Here is a 19,362-nt window from a genome sequence, read left to right on the forward strand (position 1 = left end):
GGCACGCTGTTGAGTTCTCAAGGAACGGACGCTTCCTTTGTACTCACCCTCAGTAACACTTACTGGGGCTTTCCTCCGGGCTTTCGTTCTTCGTTTCCAACTCTACCAGATCATTTCGTTGTCGTTTCCGACTCGGATTTGAATTCGGCGGCCGTTGGGGGCCTTTGCCTTTCGGCGCTCCACCACTTTAGCGCTTATCCCTTGCGGCTCATAATCGAGCCACCGGATTCGAATTCGGGCATGCCGAAATCGACCCCGCCAGGGGAACGTCGTAGGTAGTGGGTTTGCCGCTCCGGGGGTCTGCTGATGGCAGTGCCCCGTTCAAGCGGCTCGGGCTACGTTAGGCGTCCGCCAAGGTGGAGTCAAGTTGAACGGCGTCGTGGCGCATGGGCGCGATACGGGCTCACCGTCGGGTCGTGGGTGATCCAGTAGCGGTACGGGTGATCCGCGCCGGCGCCCCCGACTCCCGTGCGCGGGCCGTTGCCCACCAGGTCGGATGAGGTGGCGGTACCCGTCAGGAGCGCCAGGGGCGAATCGGGACCGGCGCAGAGGTCCGTGCCGTCCAGGGAGCGGTCCACCGCCAGGGCGGTGGCCAGGCGGGCCGGGCCTTTGGCCAGTTCTCGGTCGCTTCTGGCCGAAAGTCGACGTTTGCGGGCCAGGTCGGCGCCCACGGTGATCTCACCCGCGCGCAGCAGCACTCCGCTGGCGTGCCCCGGCGGGCCGCACACCAGGTTCAGGCTGAACCACATGCCGTAGATGAAGTAGACGTACGCGTGTCCGGGCGGACCGAACATCGACGCGTTGCGCGGTGTGCGCCCCCGGTAGGCGTGGGAGCCGGGGTCGGCCTCCCCCTCGTACGCCTCCACCTCCGTGATGCGCAGTTCCATCGGGCCTTCCGGGGTGCGGCGGACCAGGATCCGGCCGAGGAGGTCCGGGGCCACGGTGAGGACCGGCCGGTCGAAGAAGGACCGGGCCAGGGGCGTACGGTCGGGGCGCGCGCTCATCCGGTCGAGCGTAGTCCAACGCGCACACCTGCAACCGGGGCCTAAGGTTCCGCGTTTGTCAGGGTGTACTCGTAAGCGGTAGTCGCACGAGCCTTCAAGGGGAGTCAGAGCATGGGGTTCAAGAAGCTGTTCGCGGCACTGGGTGCCGGCGGTGCTTCGGTGGACACGATCATCACCGAGCCGAACGTCGTGCCGGGCGGGATCGTCCAGGGCGAGGTCCGCATCCAGGGCGGTTCCGTGGAGCAGCAGATCGAGGGCCTGTCCGTCGGTCTCCAGGCGCGGGTCGAGGTGGAGGGGAACGACCAGGAGTACAAGCAGGACATCGTCTTCACCAAGCAGCGCCTCGGCGGTGCCTTCCAGGTGCAGGCGGGCGCCCTGCACGTCGTGCCGTTCGGGCTGGAGATCCCGTGGGAGACGCCGATCACCCACTTCGGGGGCCAGCACCTGCACGGGATGAACATCGGGGTCAGCACGGAGCTGGAGATCGCGCGCGCGGTGGACGCCGGCGACCTCGACCCGATCAACGTGCACCCGCTGCCGGCGCAGCAGGCGATCCTCGACGCCTTCCGTCAGCTGGGCTTCGGCTTCCGCAGCGCGGACATGGAGCGCGGGCACATCCGCGGGACCCGCCAGACGCTGCCGTTCTACCAGGAGATCGAGTTCCTGCCGCCGTCGCAGTACCGCGGGCTCAACCAGGTCGAGCTCACCTTCGTCTCGGACGGCCGCGAGATGGACGTCGTGCTGGAGATGGACAAGAAGTCGGGGCTGTTCTCCGAGGGCAGTGACACGTACCGCTGCTTCCAGGTGGGTCTGCAGTCCTACCAGGGGACCGATTGGGCGGCGTACCTCAACCAGTGGATCGCTTCGGTGGGTTCGCAGCGCAACTGGTTCTAGGCTCGGCCGGGTACCGGCATTCCGGTGCCGGTACCCGTACTGGTTCGCGATCAGGAGGTTCAGCAGTGGCCGAGCAGAACAGGGCGCCCCTTCCCCACGATTTCCACCCGCGGGTGCACGCGTTCTCGGTGCAGAGCACGGATCTCGAGCCCGGCGGGGAGCTGGGCGACGCCCAGGTGCTGAAGGGCGGGAACGTCTCTCCGCAGCTGCGGTGGGAGGGGTTCCCGGAGGGGACGAAGAGCTTCGCCGTGACGTGCTTCGACCCGGATGCCCCGACGGGCAGCGGGTTCTGGCACTGGGTGCTGTTCGATCTGCCCGCGTCGGTCACCGAGCTGCCGGCCGGGGCGGGCAGCGGGAAGTTCGAGGGGCTGCCCGCCGGGGCCGTGCACGTACGGAACGACTACGGCACGAAGGACTTCGGCGGGGCGGCTCCGCCGGCCGGGGAACGGCACCGGTACGTGTTCACCGTCTACGCGGTGGACCAGGAGAAGCTGGGTCCCGGTGCGGACGTCTCGCCGGCCGTCGTCGGATTCAACCTGCGGTTCCACTCGTTGGGCCGGGCGCAGCTGATCGGTGAGTACGAGGGCCCCGCGAGCTGATCGTTCGCCGTGCGTTTGCCCGGTCCTGGTCTAAAGGCGACCAGGACCGGGCATTTTTATTGCGTTGTCCCGCGTGGCGCGCGCGGCCAGAGTGGTTGCGGGCCCTGCCGCCGGTGTGGTCGCGGGCCTGCACACGGGAGGTGGGCGAGATGCGGGACACGCTGGTGCTGAATGCGAGCTTCGAGCCGCTGTCGACGGTGACGCTGAACCGGGCTGTGGTCCTGGTGCTCCAGGACAAGGCCGTGGTCGAACAGTCGCATCCCGAACTGCGTGTGCGCGGTGCCAGCATGGATCTTCCGATGCCCCGGGTGATCAGGCTGTGCAGGTACGTACGGGTGCCGTTCCGAAGACATGCTCCCTGGTCACGGAGGGGGGTGCTGGTCCGGGACCAGCACCGGTGCGCGTACTGCGGGAAGCGCGCGACGACCGTGGACCACGTGCTGCCCCGCGCCCAGGGCGGTGGGGACACGTGGCTGAACACGGTGGCCTCCTGTGCCGAGGACAATCACCGCAAGGCGGCCCGGACTCCGGAGGAGGCGGGGATGCCGCTCCTCCGGAAGCCGTTCGTACCGTCTCCGGCGGACGCCATGCTGCTGGCGCTGGGGGTGGGCGGCCGTGAGGCGCTGCCGGAGTGGCTGGAGCGGACCGCCTAGGTCCGCCCGGGCCCGACCGGGGAACCCCGTATGAACGGATGACCGCCGGTGCGCTGGGCGACGTACTTCTCGTACGTCGCTCAGCGCAGCAGGATCTGGACGATCGCCACCACGCCGACCACGACGATGACCGCGCGGAGCACGGTCGGGGAGAGGCGGCGGCCGACCTTGGCGCCGATCTGGCCGCCGAGGGTGGAGCCGAGGGCGATCAGGACCACGGCCGTCCAGTCGAACTCTGCGACGAAGAGGAAGAAGACGGCCGCGATGCCGTTGACGAGGGCGGCGAGGACGTTCTTCACGGCGTTGATCCGCTGGAGGTCCTCGTGGAGCAGCAGTCCCATCAGGCCGACGTACAACACGCCCTGGGCGGCGCCGAAGTAGCCCCCGTACGCACTGGAGAGCAGCATTCCGGTGAGCAGTGCGGGGCCGCCGTCGGGGTGTCCGGGTTCGGTTCTGGCGGCTTCCTGGCGCCTGCGCAGGGCCGCGGCGAGCCGGGGCTGGAGGACGACGAGCACGAGGGCGAGTCCGATGAGGATCGGCACGATCGTGTCGAAGGAGTCCGACGGCAGGGTGACGAGCAGGATCGCGCCCGCGAGTCCCCCGACGAGGGAGACGGCGCCGAGCCGGAGGATGCGGCCGCGCTGGCCCTGGAGCTCCTTGCGGTAGCCGATGGCTCCGCTGACGGCACCGGGCACCAGGCCCAGGGTGTTGGACACGTTGGCGGTGACCGGCGGGAGTCCGGTGGCGAGCAGCACCGGGAACGTGATGAGGGTGCCGGAGCCGACGATGGTGTTGATCGTGCCGGCGCCGGTACCGGCCGCGAACACCGCGAGCGATTCCCAGGGGGACATCGAGAGCAGAGACATGGACTGAGCCATCCCCTTTGCATGAGTGAGTCGCCTCCCCGCCATGAAGGTCGAGGGGCCTCACTGATCATGCAGGAGGGGACGGGCGGGTCAGTCGATGGGGGGCTGCTCGCGGCGCTCGGCGGCGGCCTTGTCGGCCGCTCCGGCGCCGTTGCCGCCGTCCTTGCCGGAATTCTGCGGGTTGAAGCCCGAACCACCGCCCATGGGACCGAAGTTGCCCATGGCTCCCGAGAGGCCCTTGAGGGCGTCTCCGATCTCGCTGGGCACGATCCAGAGCTTGTTGGCGTCGCCTTCGGCGATCTTCGGGAGCATCTGGAGGTACTGGTAGGCGAGGAGCTTCTGGTCGGCGTCGCCGGCGTGGATGGACTCGAAGACCGTGCGGATGGCCTGCGCCTCGCCTTCGGCCTTCAGTGCGGCGGCCTTGGCCTCACCCTCGGCGCGCAGGATGGAGGACTGCTTCTCACCCTCGGCGCGCAGGATTTCGGACTGCCGGACGCCTTCGGCCTGGAGGATCGCGGCCCGCTTGTCGCGGTCGGCGCGCATCTGCTTCTCCATCGAGTCCTGGATGGAGGTCGGCGGCTCGATCGCCTTCAGCTCGACGCGGTTGACGCGGATGCCCCACTTGCCGGTGGCCTCGTCGAGGACTCCGCGCAGGGCCGCGTTGATCTCCTCGCGGGAGGTCAGGGTCCTCTCCAGGTCCATGCCGCCGATGATGTTGCGCAGGGTGGTGACGGTGAGCTGCTCGATGGCCTGGATGTAGCTGGCGACCTCGTACGTCGCGGCCCGGGCGTCGGTCACCTGGTAGTAGATGACCGTGTCGATGTTGACGACCAGGTTGTCCTGCGTGATGACCGGCTGCGGCGGGAACGGCACCACCTGTTCGCGCAGGTCGATGCGGTTGCGGATCGAGTCGATGAACGGGACGACGATGTTGAGGCCCGCGTTGAGGGTGCGCGTGTAGCGGCCGAATCGTTCGACGATGGCGGCGCTGGCCTGCGGGATCACCTGGATCGTCTTGACCAGTGCGATGAAGACCAGAACCACCAGAATGATCAGGACGATGATGATCGGTTGCATGCGGTTCCCCGTGCCCTTCCGGCTGTCTGTGCTGCCCCGTTGAGCGGAGTCTCGCAGACCCCGGGGCCGCGGGTCGGCTGCTTTGATCAGAAGCTCACATGACGATCGCAGTGGCTCCGTCGATCTCCACGACGTCCACCTGCTGGCCGGGCTCGAAGCTGCTGTCCGCGTCGAGGGTGCGGGCGGACCAGACCTCGCCGGCGAGTTTGATCCGGCCTCCGCTGCCGTCGACGCGTTCGAGGACGAGGGCGCTTCTGCCCTTCAACGCGTCGATTCCGGTGCGGTGTTGGGGCCGCTGCTCGCGGTGGTGGTTGGCGATCGAGCGGACGACGGCGATGAGTGCCACGGACACGATCACGAAGACGAGGACCTGGGCGACCACTCCCCCGCCGAACGCCGCCGTGACGGCGGCGGCGACCGCGCCGACGGCGAACATGCCGAACTCGGGCATCGCCGTCAGGACGAGCGGAATGCCCAGTCCGACCGCGCCGATGAGCCACCACAGCCACGCGTCGATGTTCACATGGTCATGGTAGGTCGGGCGGGCGCGGTCAGGACAGGGTGCGACGGTGCGCGGACCGTCGGTGTGCGCCTGCGCTCCTAGCGCAGCGCGAGGCCCTGGGCGGTCCAGCGGTCGCTGTCGTTGCGCTCGACGATCAGGGGGAGGCCGAAGCACAGCGAGAGGTTGCGCGAGGTCAGTTCGAGGTCGATCGGTCCCGCGGTGACGACCTTGCCCTGGCGGATCATCAGGACGTGGGTGAAGCCGGGGGCGATCTCCTCGACGTGGTGCGTGACCATCACCATGGACGGCGCGAGCGGGTCGCGGGCGAGGCGGCCGAGGCGGCGTACGAGGTCCTCGCGGCCGCCGAGGTCGAGGCCGGCGGCGGGCTCGTCGAGGAGCAGCAGCTCGGGGTCGGTCATCAGGGCGCGGGCGATCAGGGTGCGCTTGCGCTCGCCCTCGGAGAGGGTGCCGAACTTCCGGTCGAGGTACTCCGTCATGCCGAGGCGGTCGAGGAAGGCGCGGGCGCGCTGCTCGTCGATGTCCTCGTACTCCTCCTGCCAGGTCGCCGTCATGCCGTACGCGGCGGTGAGGACGGTCTGCAGGACGGTCTGGCGCTTGGGGAGCTTGTCGGCCAGGGCGATTCCGGCGACGCCGATGCGCGGGCGCAGCTCGAAGACGTCGCTGCCGGGTTTGCCGAGGGTGCTGCCGAGGATGGTGGCGGCGCCCTTGGTGGGGAAGAGGTAGCTGGAGGCGAGGTTCAGCAGCGTGGTCTTGCCGGCGCCGTTGGGGCCGAGGATCACCCAGCGCTCCCCCTCCTTCACCGACCAGGAGACCTGGTCCACCAGAGCCCGGCCCTCGCGGACCACGGATACGTCCACCAGCTCCAGAACATCGCTCATGAGCGTGTTGTCTCCCCTTGCAGTCTCGGTTTCGTCTGTGCACCGGTAGGCGCAGCCCCAGGGGAAAACCTACGCCACTCGGAGAGCGGTCCGGGCGCCAGGTTGGCCGCGCGGCCGGATCCGGGGTGATCCGTAAAGTGGGGGGATGCTTTTCGAACCACGTTCAGGGCGGTTGGCCGCCTGGGGGAACGCGCTGCTGGCCGGTTTGGTCTCGCCCGACGAGGCCGTGTTGTCGATCGTGGGCGAGGACGCCGTGCACCGGGTGGAGGGGCTGCCCGGTGAACCGGGTCCGGTGGGCCTGACGCTGGCGCTCGGGCGGATGAGGGCGCTGGGGGTGACCGGGCTGCGGGTGGCCCTGCCCGCTCCGGGGCATCCGCTGGGGCTGAGCGGCCCCGCCGAGTTCAACGCGCGGGCGCTGGAGGCGCAGGAGGCGGTGGTCGCGGCGGGCGCGGCGCTGGGTCTGGTGCCGGAGGTGGCCGAGGCGGGGCCCGCGGGGGACGTGCACGTCTCGGTGACGTGGCACTGCCTGCCCGTACGGGAGGCCCCGCCGGCGGACGTGCCGTCGCTCGGTGAGGCGGAGCGGGAGCTGGCGGAGGCGCTGCGCGAGGCGACGGTCGTACTGACCCGGCTGGACGTGGCGGGGTCGGGGCCGGTGGCGGAGGCCGCTCTGTCGGCGTACCGGGCGCGGGCGGACGCCGGGCGGGAGGTGCTGGCGCCGGGGTACCCGCCGCGGGCGGTGCGGGTGCTGGCGCTGGCGCAGCGGGTGGACCTGCTGGTGTCGCTGGCGTCCGAGCACGGGCCGGGCGGTGCGGTGGCCGCCTCGGAGATGGCGGCGCGGGCGGAGGCGCTGCGGCCGGTGGAGCGGGTCGCGCGGCGCGCGCTGGTCGCGGCGTACAACGCGGCGGTCGAGGAGCGCGAGCGGGGCTAGGGCGTGTCCGCAAAGTCCCGCCTGCCCCGCCCTCCGGGCGGCCGGCGCCACTTCGCGGACACCCCCTGGCCGTACGTTCCGGATGTGGCGCGGCCCCGCTTCCCGGGGAGAGGTGGGGGAAGCGGGGCCGGCGGGCGGGGCGGGTCAGGCGTTCACGCCGGTGTTGCCCCAGGCGCCGTTCAGCAGGCCGATCACGGAGACCGCGTTGCCGACCACGTTCACCGGGACGTGGACGGGAACCTGGACCTGGTTGCCGGAGGCCACGCCGGGGGAGCCGACGGCCTCGCCCGCGGCGGACGCCCCGCCGTGCGCCGAGGAGACACCGGCACCCGCGGCAAGGAGGCCGCCCGCGATCACGGTGACGGCGGTGGCCTTCTTGATGTTCTTCACGTTCTTCGTCCTCCAGTACGTCTGCCGCGGCCAGCCGCCGCGACACGTCATGAAGAACGGTCATAGGACGAACGGGATGCGCCATGTGGGCGACATCCACCCGACCGTATGAATCCGGGATCGGAGCCGGCCGGTCCGATCCGGCCGGGTTCAGTCCGTGATCCCGTGCCTGACCGCCCACAACGCGGCCTGCGTGCGGTCCGCGAGGTCCAGCTTCATCAGGATGTTCGAGACGTGCGTCTTGACCGTCTTCTCCGACAGGACCAGCGCGCGGGCGATCTCCCGGTTCGACCGGCCGTCCGCGATCAGCGACAGCACCTCCTTCTCCCGCTCGGTCAGCGAGCCGGCCCGGCCGGGCGTCGGCGGTCCCTCCTGGGAAAGCAGGGCCTCGGCCACTTCCGGCTGGAGCAGTACGTGCCCGGCGTGGACGGAGCGGATGGCCCCGGCCAGGGCGTCGGGGTCGATGTCCTTGTAGACGTATCCGGCGGCGCCGCCCCGCAGGGCCGGGACCACCGTCCGCTGCTCGGTGAAGCTGGTGACGATCAGCACGCGCGCCGGGTTCGCCAGCGCGCGCAGCCGGCGCAGGGCCTCGATGCCGTCGGTGCCCGGCATCTTGATGTCCATCAGGATCACGTCGGGCCGCAGCTCCTCGGCGCGTGCCACGCCCTCCTCTCCGTCGGCGGCCTCCCCGACGACCTCGATGTCGTCCTGGACCTCCAGGAACGTGCGCAGGCCGCGGCGGACCACCTGGTGGTCGTCCACCAGCAGGACGCGGATGGGCGTGTCAGCCACCGGGGACCTCCATTTCGATCGTGGTGCCCGTACCGGGCTCCGAGTGCACGGTGAGGCGGCCGCCGGCGCCGCTCGCCCGGTCCCGCATGGAGACGAGGCCGAGGTGGCGTCCGGCCGCACGGATGGAGGAAGGGGAGAAGCCGCTCCCGTTGTCCGTGACGGTCAGCACGGCTCCCGCGTCCCGGCGGGCCAGGGTGACCTCGACGTGGTCGCCGCCCGAGTGCCGCAGGGCGTTGTGGAGGGCTTCCTGGGCGACCCGGAGCAGCGCCTCCTCCTGGGTCGCCGGGAGGGCCCGTATGCCGTCACAGGTGAAGGTGACGTGCGCGGTGTGGGCTCGGTCCAGTACGTGGACCTGGTCGCGGAGGGTGGCGACCAGGCCGTCCTCGTCGAGGCCGGCCGGGCGCAGCTCGGTCACGGCGGAGCGCAGCTCGTCCGCGGCCTCGGCGGCGAGGACGGCGACCTGCTGGAGCTCGCCCTTGGCGCGGACAGGGTCGCGGTCGACGAGGGCGGCGGCGGCCTGGGCGGTCAGGCGGAGCGAGAAGAGCTTCTGGGCGACCGCGTCGTGCAGCTCGTGGGCGAGGCGGGAGCGCTCCTCGGCGATGGTGAGCTCGCGGCTGCGTTCGTAGAGCCGGGCGTTGGTGAGGGCGATCGCCGCGTGCTGGGCGAGGAGGGCGAGGAGCTCCTCGTCCTCCTCCGTGAAGCCGCCGGGGCTCCTCTTGTTCGCGAGGAAGAGGGCGCCGAGGGTCTCCTCTCCGTCGCGGACGGGCTGGCCCAGGAAGTCGGACATCTCGGGGTGGGCGGCGGGCCAGCCCTCGAAGCGGGGGTCCTTGCGCACGTCGGCCAGCCGCTCGGGTCCGTCCTGGTGGAGCATCGCGGCGAGGATGCCGTGCTGGCGGGGCAGCGGGCCGATCCGGCGCCACTGCTCCTCGCTGATGCCGTCCACGACGAACTGGGCGAAGCCGCCGTGGTCGTCCGGGACGCCCAGGGCCGCGTACTCGGCGTCGAGGAGCTCGCGGGCGGAGACGACGATCGTGCGCAGGACGTCGCGGACCTCCAGCCGGCGGCTCATGGCGAGCAGGGCGGTGCTGACGGCGGCGAGGCCGCCCCGGGGGCCGCCGAACACGGGACTACCTGTCATGGGCTCACCGTACTCGCGGCCCTGACCTGCGGGATCGGGCTCGGGCCCTAGGGCCGGGGACGGTGTGTCCTCCTCCTCGGGAAGGGGGTCCGGAGGGCCGTCTCTGCCCTGGGGATGAGGCCGGAAGAGGGCTTCTGGTCCTCAAGGTGGAGAATTCCGCTACGGAATGCATTGCTGTAGCAACTGATGGTGAGACCGTTACATGGCCGATGTGAGCCCGCGCATAGGACCCACGTCACTTACGAAGGTGCCTAGTTGACGCATAAAGACCGTGTCAGCGCTGCCACGCCTAGCGTGTGGCCCTTAATTCCGGTCTTGTCGCCGCCCCCTGATCCACTAAGCGGGATCGTACGTCACACCTTTGCCAGGCGATTTTGCCGCCGCTAAGAATTGCTCCCGTCGCACAGCGCCGCGGATCCCGGATCCGAGCGGCGCTTTCCTGCGGCTCCCCGATTCGAAGAGGTTGCTACGCATGTCCAAGACCAGCATCCCCGGCCACAGTCGTCGTCTGACGAAGGCGCACAAGATGTCCTTCGCCGCGTTCGCCACCATCGGCGCCGCCGCCCTGGCCGCCACCGTCGTCCCCGCCGGCTCCGCCGACGCCGGCACGACCGTGACCGCCGCCCCCGTGGCGTGGACCCAGGCTGTCGAGGGTGTCCAGGCCAAGACCGTGCAGCACCTCAGCACCCAGTCCAAGCTGGCCACGGACTCCGCGAAGGTCGAGGCCGCGATCAAGGCCAAGGCCGTCGCCGCGAAGGCCAAGGCCGACGCCGCCAAGGCGAAGGCCGAGGCCGAGGCCAAGGCGAAGAAGGACCGCGAGGCGAAGGCGGCCGCCAGCCGCTCCACCGTCCGCAAGCCGATCTACGCGAACAACCTTGACGGCTGGATCAAGGAGTCGCTGGCGATCATGAAGGCGCACAAGATTCCGGGCACGTACAACGGCCTGTACAAGAACATCATGCGCGAGTCGAGCGGCAACCCGCGGGCGATCAACAACTGGGACATCAACGCCCAGAACGGCATCCCCTCGAAGGGCCTGCTCCAGGTCATCAAGCCGACCTTCCTCGCGTACCACATCCCCGGCACCCCGCTGGACCAGTACCACCCGGTCGCCAACATCGTCGCCGCGGCCAACTACGCCGCCGACCGTTACGGCTCGATCGACAACGTCAACAGCGCCTACTGACGGCGACGGGCGTAGCAACCCCCCATGCGCCTCAGGGCGGCACCCGGATACCGGGTGCCGCCCTGAGGCGTTTGTCCGTGGAGTTCGGCCGGAGCGGACCGGCTAGTTGCGCATGACCTCGGGCTCGTGGCGGCGCAGCAGCTTCTGCACCGCGAAGCCGCAGGCCACACCGATGAGCAGCAGGATCGTGATGTTCACGCCCCACTGCGCGACGGAGTGCTCCCACAGCGGGTCGGTGTTGGTCGGGTTCTGCTGGTCCCACGGCGGCATGAGCTTGCCGAGGTCGAGCGTGGTGCCCGCGGCGGCGACCGCCCAGCGCGACGGCATCAGCCAGGCGAACTGCTCCAGGCCCGGCGAGTCGTACACCTGGAAGAGGATGCCGGTGAAGACGACCTGGACGATCGCGAACATGACCAGCAGCGGCATGGTCTTCTCGGCGGTCTTCACCAGCGAGGAGATCACGAGGCCGAACATCATCGACGTGAAGCCGAGCGCGGTGACCGACAGGCACAGCTCGACGGCCGGCGGCATGAGCAGGCCCTCGGTGGGCAGGTCGCGCGGGACGAAGCCGATGGCGCAGATGACCGCGCCCTGGATGGCCGTGATGAAGCCGAGGACGATCACCTTCGACATGAGGTACGCCGACCGGGACAGACCGGTGGCGCGCTCGCGCTCGTAGATGACCCGTTCCTTGATCAGCTCACGGACCGAGTTCGCGGCGCCCGAGAAGCACATGCCCACGCAGAGGATCAGCATGATCGTGCCGGCGTCGCCGTTGAACCGGGACGGCGGCTTCGGCGGGGCGAGGCCGAAGGTCGCGGGGATGACAGTCGAGACGATGCCCAGGACTGCGGGCAGGATCAGCATCAGGGCCATGAAGCCCTTGTCGGACGCGATCACCGAGACGTAGCGGCGGATCAGGGTCCACAGCTGGTCGCCCCAGCCCTGCGCCTTCGGCGGCATCATCTGCTGCATCGGCACCATGGCGACCTGCTGCGGGGCCACCGCGTCGAGGTCGGCGGCGTAGAGCTGGTAGTGCTGCGAGCCCTTCCAGCGGCCGGCCCAGTCGTATTCGCGGTAGTTCTCGAATGCCGAGAAGACGTCCGCCCAGGTGCTGTAGCCGAAGAAGTTCAGCGCCTCGTCCGGCGGGCCGAAGTACGCGACCGAACCACCCGGGGCCATGACCAGCAGCTTGTCGCACAGCGACAGCTCGGCCACGGAGTGGGTGACGACGAGGACCGTGCGGCCGTCGTCGGCGAGGCCGCGCAGCAGCTGCATGACGTCGCGGTCCATGCCCGGGTCGAGGCCTGAGGTGGGCTCGTCCAGGAAGATCAGCGAGGGCTTGGTGAGGAGCTCGAGGGCCACGGACACGCGCTTGCGCTGACCACCGGAGAGCGAGGTGATCTTCTTGTCCTTGTGGATGTCGAGCTTGAGCTCGCGCAGGACCTCGTCGATGCGGGCGGCGCGCTCGGCCTCGGCGGTGTCGCCGGGGAAGCGGAGCTTGGCCGCGTACTTGAGGGCCGTGCTGACCTTCAGCTCCTTGTGCAGGATGTCGTCCTGCGGGACCAGGCCGATGCGCTGGCGGAGCTCCGCGAACTGCTTGTACAGGTTGCGGTTGTCGTAGAGGACGTCGCCCTCGTTGGCGGGCCGGTAGCCGGTCAGCGCCTTGAGCAGGGTCGACTTTCCGGAGCCGGAGGGGCCGATGACGCCGATGAGCGACTTCTCCGGGACGCCGAAGGTGACGTCCTTGAGGATCTGCTTGCCGCCGTCGACCGTGACCGTGAGGTGGCGGGCCGAGAAGGAGACGTCACCGGTGTCGACGAACTCCTCGAGCCGGTCGCCGACGATCCGGAACGTCGAGTGGCCGACGCCGACGATGTCGTTCGGGCCGAGCAGCGCCGTGCCGGACTTGGGCAGCGGCTGGCCGTTGACGTAGGTGCCGTTGTGGCTGCCGAGGTCGTGGATCTCGAAACGGCCGCCGGTGGAGCGGAACTCCGCGTGGAGGCGCGAGACCTGGAGGTCCGAGACGACCAGCTCGTTCTCCAGCGCACGGCCGATCCGCATGACGCGGCCGACGGCGATCTGGTGGAACGTGGTCGGGCTGCGGTCACCGCCGTAGGCGGGGCCCGCGCCCTGCTGCGGGACGTGCGGCTGCGGCTGCTGGTGGGCGGCGGCCTGCTGCGGCTGCTGCTGCCAGCCCTGCTGCTGCGGCTGGTGGGCCTGCGCCTGGGCCGGAGCCTGGTAGGCGGGGGCGGCGGCCTGCTGGGCCGGGGCCTGGTAGGCGGGCGCCGGGGCCTGGTAGGCGGGCGCCGCCTGCTGCGGTACGGCCTGCTGCGGCGCGGCGGCTGCGCTCAGATTCAGCCGCGGGCCGTCGGTGGCGTTGCCCAGGTGCACCGGCGTACCGGGCACGAGCTCGGTCTGCTGGACCCGCGCGCCGCGCACGTAGGTGCCGTTGGTGCTGCCGTGGTCCTCAATGCCCCAACCCCGGCCGTTCCAGGCGATGGTGGCATGCCGCCACGACACCCGGGCGTCGTCGATGACCACGTCTCCCTGGGGGTCACGCCCCAACGAGTACGACCTGGACGGATCGAGCGTCCAGGTCCTTCCATTCAATTCCAGTACGAGTTCCGGCACTCCAGCCCCACTTAAGTCCCCCGAGAATCCCCCTGACGCCAGGGAGTCCGACGTCAGGGAGTCTAGGGATGGCGAACATCCGGGGGAACTATTTCAGGCCTGCGGCCACATGTGGAATCGGGGCCTTCCCGGGGCGTCTACGCCTGCCCGTTGACGGGGGCGAAAGTCACCCGGAGAGTGAGATACGGGACTTCTCGCCCTGGCCCGACCCCGTCCCGCTCGGCACGCACGCTCGACACGCACCGGGGGTACGCATGCGCCGCATTCGTTGGGGAGACGTGGTCGTGTCGGGCGTCGCCGCCACCGGCTGGGCCCTCGTCACCATGGCCGCGGTCGCCGCCCTCGGGCTCCGCCTGCTGGGCGCCGACGCGGCGGGAGGCTCGCTCGGGGCGATGACCGCCGCGGTGGTGGTGCTCGCGATCGGTGGCACGGTCACCCCGTCGGGGGACGTCTCGGTCCTCGGGATCACCGGGGCGGGGGCGCAGTCCTCGCTGGGCGTCATGCCCCTCGGGGTGGGGCTGGCCGGGGCGCTCGTCCTGGCCCGGATCTTCCTGCGTTCGATCCGGACCGGGGCTCCGCGCGGGGAACTCGCCGCCCGGGCGGCCGCGGTGGCGGTGCTGCTCGTCGCCGCGGCGGGCGGGCTGGCCAGGGCCGGGCACGACGTGGTCACCCTGGACGGGCCGCGGCTGCCGACGGCGCCGCCGAAGGTGGTGGTCCCGGGGATCGGGGACGTGGGCGGGCTGCTCCCGGACCGTGTCGGGGACCTCGTCGGCACCCGGGCCCGGGTGGGGTTCTCGGTGGAGTCCGGGCCGACGCTGCTGGGCGCCGGGGTGTGGGTGCTGGCCGTGCTGACGGTGGCGCTGCTGGCGTCGCGGCGGGGGCCGGCGGCGTTCGCGCGGCTGCGGCCCGTCGTGTCGGCGCTGGTGACCGCCTTGCTGGTGTCGGTGGCGGCCGCCCTGGCCGCCGCTGCGTGGGCGGCCGCGGGCGACGGGCATCCGGGGCGGGTGCTGGGCGCCGCGCTGCTGGGGGCGCCGAACGGGGCGTGGACGGGGGTGCTGCTGGGGCTCCTCGTTCCGTTCCACGGGCGGGCCACGGGCACGCTCGGCCGGCTGCTGCCGGATCCGCTGGACGACCTGCTGGGGGCGCCCGCGCGGGATCCGGTGACGGTGGCCCGGCTCGCGGAGTACGACGGGCGGATCTGGCTGCTGGTCGCGGGGGCGGGGCTGCTGCTGCTCTGCGCCGGTGTGCTGGCGGCCGTACGGACTCCGGGGCGCGGGACCGCGGCGTGCGCGGTGCGGCTGGCGGCCGTGACCGGGGTGGCGCTGGCGGCGCTGACGGTGCTGACGGGGGTGTCGGTCGACGCCTCGCTGTCGGTGCTCGGCGTCGATGCGGTGGACGCGGGGGTGGAGCTGCGGGGGGAGGCCTGGTACGCGCTGCTGCTCGGGGCGGCGTGGGGTGCGGTCGCGGGCGGGGCGGGTGCGCTGCTGGCGCGGCTTCGCCGGCCGGCGGAACCCGGGCCCGGCGCGGGGCCCGGCGGGGCGGGCGGGGCGGGCGGGGCAGGCGGGGCAGGCGGGGCGCACCCGGGGGCGCCGACGGCCGCGTACACGTCCCCGCCCGGGCGACCGTACCCGTACGCCCTTCCGGAGCCCGAGCCCTGCGCCGAGCCGGACGGCTCCTGGGACGTCACGATCACCCGGCTGCCCCGCAGGCCCGCCGGGCGTCCGGCGCCCCGCCACCGCCCGCCGTTCACCCCGCCGCCGCCCCCTCCTCCACCGCCGCCGCCGGGGCCTGCGGGCCGAGGCGGCGGGAAGCCCTGAGGGGCGGGGAGCGACGAATCGAACACGCTCGGCCACCGCTCCGCCCCGAGGCCCCGCGCCACCTCCCCGCCGGCCCGTGTTCACCCCGCCGCCACTCCCCCGCCGTCCCCCGGGCGCCCGCGATCGGCGGCGCCGGAGGGCGCCGAGCCGGAAAATGGTTCCGGTAGGTGGGACGGGGGTCCTGGCAGGCAGGACGGGAAGATACGGTGAGGGCACCATGAGCGCTTCGCAGACCTCCGACGTCCCCACCCTCCTCGTCAAGATCTTCGGCAAGGACCGTCCCGGGATCACCGCCGGGCTGTTCGACACCCTCGCCGCCTACTCCGTCGACGTCGTCGACATCGAGCAGGTCGTCACCCGTGGCCGCATCGTCCTGTGCGCCCTCGTCACCAAGCCGGCCGACAGCGGCGAGGGCGAGCTGCGGGCCACCGTCCACAGCTGGGCCGACTCGCTGAAACTGCAGGCCGAGATCCTCTCCGGCACCGGTGACAACCGGCCGCGCGGCAGCGGCCGTTCCCACGTCACCGTGCTCGGGCATCCGCTGACCGCCGAGTCCACGGCCGCCATCGCCTCCCGCATCACCGCGACCGGCGGCAACATCGACCGCATCTTCCGTCTCGCCAAGTACCCCGTGACGGCCGTCGAGTTCGCCGTATCCGGTGTGGAGACCGGGCCGCTGCGCACCGAGCTGGCCACCGCCGCCTCCCACATCGGCGTGGACGTGGCCGTGGTCTCGGCCGGGCTGCACCGCCGGGCGCAGCGCCTGGTCGTCATGGACGTGGACTCCACCCTCATCCAGGACGAGGTCATCGAGCTGTTCGCCGCGCACGCGGGCTGCGAGGCCGAGGTCGCCGAGGTGACCGAGCGGGCCATGCGCGGGGAGCTGGACTTCGAGCAGTCGCTGCACGCCCGTGTGCAGCTGCTGGCCGGGCTGGACGCCTCGGTCGTGGACAAGGTCCGCTCCGAGGTGCGGCTGACGCCCGGCGCCCGCACCCTGATCCGCACCCTCAAGCAGCTCGGCTACCAGGTCGGTGTGGTCTCGGGCGGGTTCACCCAGGTGACGGACGATCTGCAGGAGCGGCTGGGGCTGGACTTCGCCTCGGCCAACACCCTGGAGATCGTCGACGGGCGGCTGACCGGCCGGGTCACCGGCGAGATCGTGGACCGGGCGGGCAAGGCCCGGCTGCTGCGGCGGTTCGCCGCGGAGGCCGGCGTACCGCTGGCCCAGACCGTGGCCATCGGCGACGGCGCCAACGACCTGGACATGCTGAACGCGGCCGGGCTGGGCGTGGCGTTCAACGCCAAGCCGGTGGTGCGCGAGGCCGCGCACACGGCGGTGAACGTGCCGTTCCTGGACGCGGTGCTGTATCTGCTCGGGATCACCCGCGAAGAGGTCGAGGCGGCGGGTCTGACCTGATCCGCCCGCGTACGAGGACGGGCCCCGGCGGATCGATCGCGCCGGGGCCCGTCCTCGTACCTGCGTACGGGTGCTCAGTGGTCCTCGGGGGTCCAGAAGTCCAGCAGCGTGCCCACCCCGGGCTCCACGGACTTCCAGGAGCCGGTGAAGGAGACGACGGCGAACGCCGCGGTCGGGAAGGCGGTACGGCTCATCCGCGCCAGGGCATCCCCCTCGGCGCGGCCCGAGAGGGCGTCGGCGAGGGCGTGCATGCCCGGGTTGTGGCCGATGACGAGGAGGTTGCCGACCTCGTCGGAGACCTCGTTGAGCAGGGCGATGAGCTCGCCCGGGGAGGCGTCGTAGAGCCGTTCCTCGTACGAGGTGCGGGGCCGGTGCGGCATCTCCTGGACGGCGAGCTTCCAGGTCTCACGGGTGCGGGTGGCGGTGGAGCAGAGGGCCAGGTCGAAGGCGATGCCGGTCTCGGCCAGCTTCAACCCGACGGCCGGTGCGTCCTTGCGGCCGCGTTCCGCCAGCGGGCGGTCGTGGTCGGACACCTCGGGCCAGTCGGCCTTGGCGTGCCGGAGGAGGACGATCCTGCGGGGTGTGTCGGCGCTCATGGCTCCCAGCTTCGCATGAATCGGGCCACGGAGCGCAGGGTGTTGGGGGCTCGGCGGAAGTCGGCCGAAGGGCCCGATCGCCGGCTCGGGGGCACGCGCGGGCGCGGGCTCGGGCGCGCGCCCGGCCGCGCGCGGCGGTCAGCCGACGACGCGCAGGATCTGCTGGGTGACCTGGATGATCGCGGAGGCTTCACCGGTGGCGGCATGGGCCTGGCCGGAGCCGGCGAGGAGCAGCAGGAGGAGGCCGAAGGCGAGCGCGGGCAGGGCCAGCGCCCACCAGTGCAGCCGGGTGCTGGCACCGTGGAATCGGGGACCGGGTGTATGCGTGGGGGCCGACATGGCCGCCTCCGTGGGTACGCGGGGTGGGACTGGCTCGCTCTCTTCGAATCTATGGATTCGAAGGTGCGGTGCCCATCCGGGACACACCCCAGTCGACCCTGACCCTGACCCCCTAAGGGTTGGGGGGTTACCCCTACCCCGAGGGCGTCAGGGGGAGACGACGGTCGCGATGACGGAGATGATCACGGTCACGACCAGCATCGCGCCCAGCACGAGGCCGAGCTTCTTGTGACTGTCCTGCGGGTTCGGTTCGAGTACGGGCGACATGCCGCTCAGTCTCGCATGCCGCATTCGTCCTCGATCGTGCGGTCCCGGCCGGCCAGCACGCCCAGCGCGATCTGCGGAACCAGCAGGGCCGCCATGACGGTGAGCGGCAGGTCCCAGCCGCCGCTGTGCTGGTAGAGCGCGCCGATGAGGAGCGGTCCGGGGATGGAGATGAGGTAGCCGACGCTCTGGGCGAAGGCGGACAGCTTGACCACGCCGGCCGGGGACTTGGCGCGCAGCCCGATCATCGTGATGACGAGGGGGAAGGCGCAGTTGGAGACGCCGAGCAGGAGCGCCCAGGCCCAGGCTCCGCCGGCGGGGGCGAAGTGGAGGCCGGTGTATCCGACGAGGCCGAAGAGGCCGAGGGTGACGGCGATGGCCCCCTGGTTCCTCATCCGGCCGGCCAGGTTGGGGATGACGAAGGCGAGCGGAACGCCCATGACCATGGTGACGGCCAGCAGGACGCCCGCGGTGGAGGCGGAGACCCCGGCGTCGCGGAAGATCTGCGGGAGCCAGCCCATGGTGATGTAGGCGCCGGTGGCCTGGAGGCCGAAGTAGCAGGCGAGGGCCCAGGCGGTGCGGCTGCGGACGATGTTCGGGCCGGCGTCCGCCCGTGCGGTCGCGGCCGCCTCGGAGGCGGCGGCGCGCTTCTCGCGCCGGGCGGCCGCCGCGACGGGCAGCCAGGGCAGTACGGCGACCAGCGCGAGCACGGCCCAGACCAGCAGGCCCGTACGCCAGCTGCCGCCGAGGGCGGAGGTCATCGGGACGGTCACGGCGGCGGCGAGCGAGGTGCCGAGGGCCAGGGCCATGGAGTACAGGCCGGTCATGGTGCCCACGCGGTCCGGGAACCACCGCTTGACGATGACCGGGAGCAGCACGTTGGTCAGGGCTATGCCCGCCAGGGACAGGGCGCTGGCGGCGAGGAAGCCGGCCGCGCCCTGCGCGAAGGGCCGGATCAGCAGCCCGGCGGCGACGGCGGCCATGCCGGCGCAGACGACGGCGGCCGGGCCGAAGCGGCGCGAGAGGCGCGGCGCGGTGACGCCGAAGACGGCGAAGCACAGGGCGGGGACGGAGGTGATCAGTCCGGCGACGGTGCCGCTCATGCCGAGGCCCGTGCGGACCTCCTCGAAGAGCGCGCCGAGGCTGGTGATGGCGGGCCGCAGGTTGAGGGCGGCCAGCACGATGCCGACGATGAGGACCGGTCCGAGCCAGGCGGGCTCCGGGGTCGGCTCCGTTCGCGCGCTCGTGGCGGCGGAGGAACGGGACGGGGCGGGTACGGTGCGCGCGGCCTCGGGCCGGTTCAGGGTCTGTATTTCTTCGTCGGGCATTACACCATCATAGAATCATGGGATGATTGGTTGTCACCC

General features: G+C 71.4%; 20 protein-coding genes. 7 read left to right on the forward strand and 13 right to left on the reverse strand.

Going from position 1 to position 19,362, the window contains the following annotated elements:
• Positions 1 to 362: 362 nt before the first annotated feature.
• A complete protein-coding gene (locus ACFY1T_RS25525; RefSeq protein ID WP_390790239.1) occupies positions 363 to 1,004 on the reverse strand; it encodes a DNA-3-methyladenine glycosylase in 642 nt (213 codons plus the stop codon).
• A gap of 111 nt (positions 1,005 to 1,115) precedes the next feature.
• Here ACFY1T_RS25525 and ACFY1T_RS25530 point away from each other — a divergent pair, with 111 nt between their 5' ends.
• The 3 genes from ACFY1T_RS25530 (at position 1,116) to ACFY1T_RS25540 (ending at position 3,150) form a co-directional block, all read left to right on the forward strand.
• On the forward strand, positions 1,116 to 1,898 hold the full coding sequence (locus ACFY1T_RS25530; protein ID WP_390790240.1) for a sporulation protein: 783 nt from the start codon (positions 1,116 to 1,118) through the stop codon (positions 1,896 to 1,898).
• Positions 1,899 to 1,963: 65 nt separating this feature from the next.
• Positions 1,964 to 2,497 carry a YbhB/YbcL family Raf kinase inhibitor-like protein gene (locus ACFY1T_RS25535; protein WP_390790241.1) on the forward strand — a complete coding sequence of 178 codons (534 nt, stop codon included), beginning with the start codon at positions 1,964 to 1,966 and terminating at the stop codon, positions 2,495 to 2,497.
• A 149-nt stretch (positions 2,498 to 2,646) separates the two neighbouring features.
• On the forward strand, positions 2,647 to 3,150 hold the full coding sequence (locus tag ACFY1T_RS25540) for an HNH endonuclease (RefSeq protein WP_030873645.1): 504 nt from the start codon (positions 2,647 to 2,649) through the stop codon (positions 3,148 to 3,150).
• 80 nt (positions 3,151 to 3,230) lie between these two features.
• Here the strand turns inward: ACFY1T_RS25540 and ACFY1T_RS25545 are convergent, their stop codons facing one another.
• The 4 genes from ACFY1T_RS25545 to ACFY1T_RS25560 form a co-directional block, all read right to left on the reverse strand.
• Positions 3,231 to 4,001: a sulfite exporter TauE/SafE family protein gene (locus ACFY1T_RS25545; RefSeq protein WP_390790362.1), complete on the reverse strand. Its 771-nt coding sequence runs from the start codon at positions 3,999 to 4,001 to the stop codon at positions 3,231 to 3,233.
• Between the two features lie 105 nt (positions 4,002 to 4,106).
• Positions 4,107 to 5,093, reverse strand: coding sequence for an SPFH domain-containing protein (locus tag ACFY1T_RS25550; protein ID WP_030873643.1), 987 nt, complete (start codon positions 5,091 to 5,093; stop codon positions 4,107 to 4,109).
• A 94-nt stretch (positions 5,094 to 5,187) separates the two neighbouring features.
• Positions 5,188 to 5,616, reverse strand: a complete 429-nt coding sequence (locus ACFY1T_RS25555) for an NfeD family protein (protein WP_030873642.1) — start codon at positions 5,614 to 5,616, stop codon at positions 5,188 to 5,190.
• A 77-nt stretch (positions 5,617 to 5,693) separates the two neighbouring features.
• Positions 5,694 to 6,494, reverse strand: coding sequence for an ABC transporter ATP-binding protein (locus ACFY1T_RS25560; RefSeq protein ID WP_030873641.1), 801 nt, complete (start codon positions 6,492 to 6,494; stop codon positions 5,694 to 5,696).
• A gap of 145 nt (positions 6,495 to 6,639) precedes the next feature.
• On the opposite strand from ACFY1T_RS25560, the gene ACFY1T_RS25565 reads away from it, so the two are divergent.
• Positions 6,640 to 7,422 (forward strand): hypothetical protein, encoded by a 783-nt coding sequence (locus tag ACFY1T_RS25565; protein ID WP_390790242.1) that lies wholly within the window; start codon positions 6,640 to 6,642, stop codon positions 7,420 to 7,422.
• A 144-nt stretch (positions 7,423 to 7,566) separates the two neighbouring features.
• On the opposite strand, the gene ACFY1T_RS25570 is transcribed toward ACFY1T_RS25565, so the two are convergent.
• The 3 genes from ACFY1T_RS25570 to ACFY1T_RS25580 form a co-directional block, all read right to left on the reverse strand.
• Complete coding sequence (locus ACFY1T_RS25570) at positions 7,567 to 7,812, reverse strand: chaplin family protein (RefSeq protein WP_390790243.1); 246 nt, start codon at positions 7,810 to 7,812, stop codon at positions 7,567 to 7,569.
• Positions 7,813 to 7,962: 150 nt separating this feature from the next.
• A complete protein-coding gene (locus ACFY1T_RS25575; RefSeq protein WP_390790244.1) occupies positions 7,963 to 8,604 on the reverse strand; it encodes a response regulator in 642 nt (213 codons plus the stop codon).
• Positions 8,597 to 9,727: a GAF domain-containing sensor histidine kinase gene (locus ACFY1T_RS25580; RefSeq protein WP_390790363.1), complete on the reverse strand. Its 1,131-nt coding sequence runs from the start codon at positions 9,725 to 9,727 to the stop codon at positions 8,597 to 8,599. Before ACFY1T_RS25580 ends, ACFY1T_RS25575 begins: the two co-directional genes overlap by 8 nt.
• A gap of 487 nt (positions 9,728 to 10,214) precedes the next feature.
• Here ACFY1T_RS25580 and ACFY1T_RS25585 point away from each other — a divergent pair, with 487 nt between their 5' ends.
• A complete protein-coding gene (locus tag ACFY1T_RS25585) occupies positions 10,215 to 10,928 on the forward strand; it encodes a transglycosylase SLT domain-containing protein (protein ID WP_390790245.1) in 714 nt (237 codons plus the stop codon).
• Between the two features lie 102 nt (positions 10,929 to 11,030).
• Here ACFY1T_RS25585 and ACFY1T_RS25590 read toward each other — a convergent pair whose 3' ends face one another.
• The gene (locus ACFY1T_RS25590; protein WP_390790246.1) at positions 11,031 to 13,562 is read right to left on the reverse strand and encodes an FHA domain-containing protein; all 2,532 of its coding nucleotides are present in this window, start codon (positions 13,560 to 13,562) and stop codon (positions 11,031 to 11,033) included.
• 254 nt (positions 13,563 to 13,816) lie between these two features.
• Between ACFY1T_RS25590 and ACFY1T_RS25595 the strand changes: the two genes are divergently transcribed.
• Both ACFY1T_RS25595 and serB read left to right on the forward strand, forming a co-directional pair.
• Positions 13,817 to 15,379 (forward strand): streptophobe family protein, encoded by a 1,563-nt coding sequence (locus tag ACFY1T_RS25595; RefSeq protein ID WP_390790247.1) that lies wholly within the window; start codon positions 13,817 to 13,819, stop codon positions 15,377 to 15,379.
• A gap of 217 nt (positions 15,380 to 15,596) precedes the next feature.
• Complete coding sequence (gene serB / locus ACFY1T_RS25600) at positions 15,597 to 16,796, forward strand: phosphoserine phosphatase SerB (protein WP_390790248.1); 1,200 nt, start codon at positions 15,597 to 15,599, stop codon at positions 16,794 to 16,796.
• 74 nt (positions 16,797 to 16,870) lie between these two features.
• Here the strand turns inward: serB and ACFY1T_RS25605 are convergent, their stop codons facing one another.
• The 4 genes from ACFY1T_RS25605 to ACFY1T_RS25620 form a co-directional block, all read right to left on the reverse strand.
• Entirely contained in the window at positions 16,871 to 17,392 is a 522-nt protein-coding gene (locus ACFY1T_RS25605; RefSeq protein WP_390790249.1) for a SixA phosphatase family protein, read from the reverse strand.
• Between the two features lie 138 nt (positions 17,393 to 17,530).
• Positions 17,531 to 17,731: a hypothetical protein gene (locus ACFY1T_RS25610; protein WP_390790250.1), complete on the reverse strand. Its 201-nt coding sequence runs from the start codon at positions 17,729 to 17,731 to the stop codon at positions 17,531 to 17,533.
• 147 nt (positions 17,732 to 17,878) lie between these two features.
• A complete protein-coding gene (locus tag ACFY1T_RS25615) occupies positions 17,879 to 17,998 on the reverse strand; it encodes an SGM_5486 family transporter-associated protein (protein ID WP_267884370.1) in 120 nt (39 codons plus the stop codon).
• Between the two features lie 5 nt (positions 17,999 to 18,003).
• Positions 18,004 to 19,323 carry a CynX/NimT family MFS transporter gene (locus ACFY1T_RS25620; protein WP_390790251.1) on the reverse strand — a complete coding sequence of 440 codons (1,320 nt, stop codon included), beginning with the start codon at positions 19,321 to 19,323 and terminating at the stop codon, positions 18,004 to 18,006.
• Positions 19,324 to 19,362: the final 39 nt, after the last annotated feature.

The organism is Streptomyces sp. NPDC001194, from assembly GCF_042896985.1.
Lineage (GTDB): Bacteria > Actinomycetota > Actinomycetes > Streptomycetales > Streptomycetaceae > Streptomyces.

Excerpts from the sequence above, each read along its gene's own strand:
- ACFY1T_RS25525 (WP_390790239.1), bottom strand. The coding sequence starts at position 1,004 with ATGAGCGCGCGCCCCGACCGTACGCCCCTGGCCCGGTCCTTCTTCGAC.
- ACFY1T_RS25530 (WP_390790240.1), top strand. The coding sequence starts at position 1,116 with ATGGGGTTCAAGAAGCTGTTCGCGGCACTGGGTGCCGGCGGTGCTTCG.
- ACFY1T_RS25540 (WP_030873645.1), top strand. The coding sequence starts at position 2,647 with ATGCGGGACACGCTGGTGCTGAATGCGAGCTTCGAGCCGCTGTCGACG.
- ACFY1T_RS25545 (WP_390790362.1), bottom strand. The coding sequence starts at position 4,001 with ATGTCCCCCTGGGAATCGCTCGCGGTGTTCGCGGCCGGTACCGGCGCC.
- ACFY1T_RS25550 (WP_030873643.1), bottom strand. The coding sequence starts at position 5,093 with ATGCAACCGATCATCATCGTCCTGATCATTCTGGTGGTTCTGGTCTTC.
- ACFY1T_RS25560 (WP_030873641.1), bottom strand. The coding sequence starts at position 6,494 with ATGAGCGATGTTCTGGAGCTGGTGGACGTATCCGTGGTCCGCGAGGGC.
- ACFY1T_RS25565 (WP_390790242.1), top strand. The coding sequence starts at position 6,640 with ATGCTTTTCGAACCACGTTCAGGGCGGTTGGCCGCCTGGGGGAACGCG.
- ACFY1T_RS25585 (WP_390790245.1), top strand. The coding sequence starts at position 10,215 with ATGTCCAAGACCAGCATCCCCGGCCACAGTCGTCGTCTGACGAAGGCG.
- ACFY1T_RS25595 (WP_390790247.1), top strand. The coding sequence starts at position 13,817 with ATGCGCCGCATTCGTTGGGGAGACGTGGTCGTGTCGGGCGTCGCCGCC.
- serB (WP_390790248.1), top strand. The coding sequence starts at position 15,597 with ATGAGCGCTTCGCAGACCTCCGACGTCCCCACCCTCCTCGTCAAGATC.
- ACFY1T_RS25605 (WP_390790249.1), bottom strand. The coding sequence starts at position 17,392 with ATGAGCGCCGACACACCCCGCAGGATCGTCCTCCTCCGGCACGCCAAG.
- ACFY1T_RS25610 (WP_390790250.1), bottom strand. The coding sequence starts at position 17,731 with ATGTCGGCCCCCACGCATACACCCGGTCCCCGATTCCACGGTGCCAGC.
- ACFY1T_RS25615 (WP_267884370.1), bottom strand. The coding sequence starts at position 17,998 with ATGTCGCCCGTACTCGAACCGAACCCGCAGGACAGTCACAAGAAGCTC.
- ACFY1T_RS25620 (WP_390790251.1), bottom strand. The coding sequence starts at position 19,323 with ATGCCCGACGAAGAAATACAGACCCTGAACCGGCCCGAGGCCGCGCGC.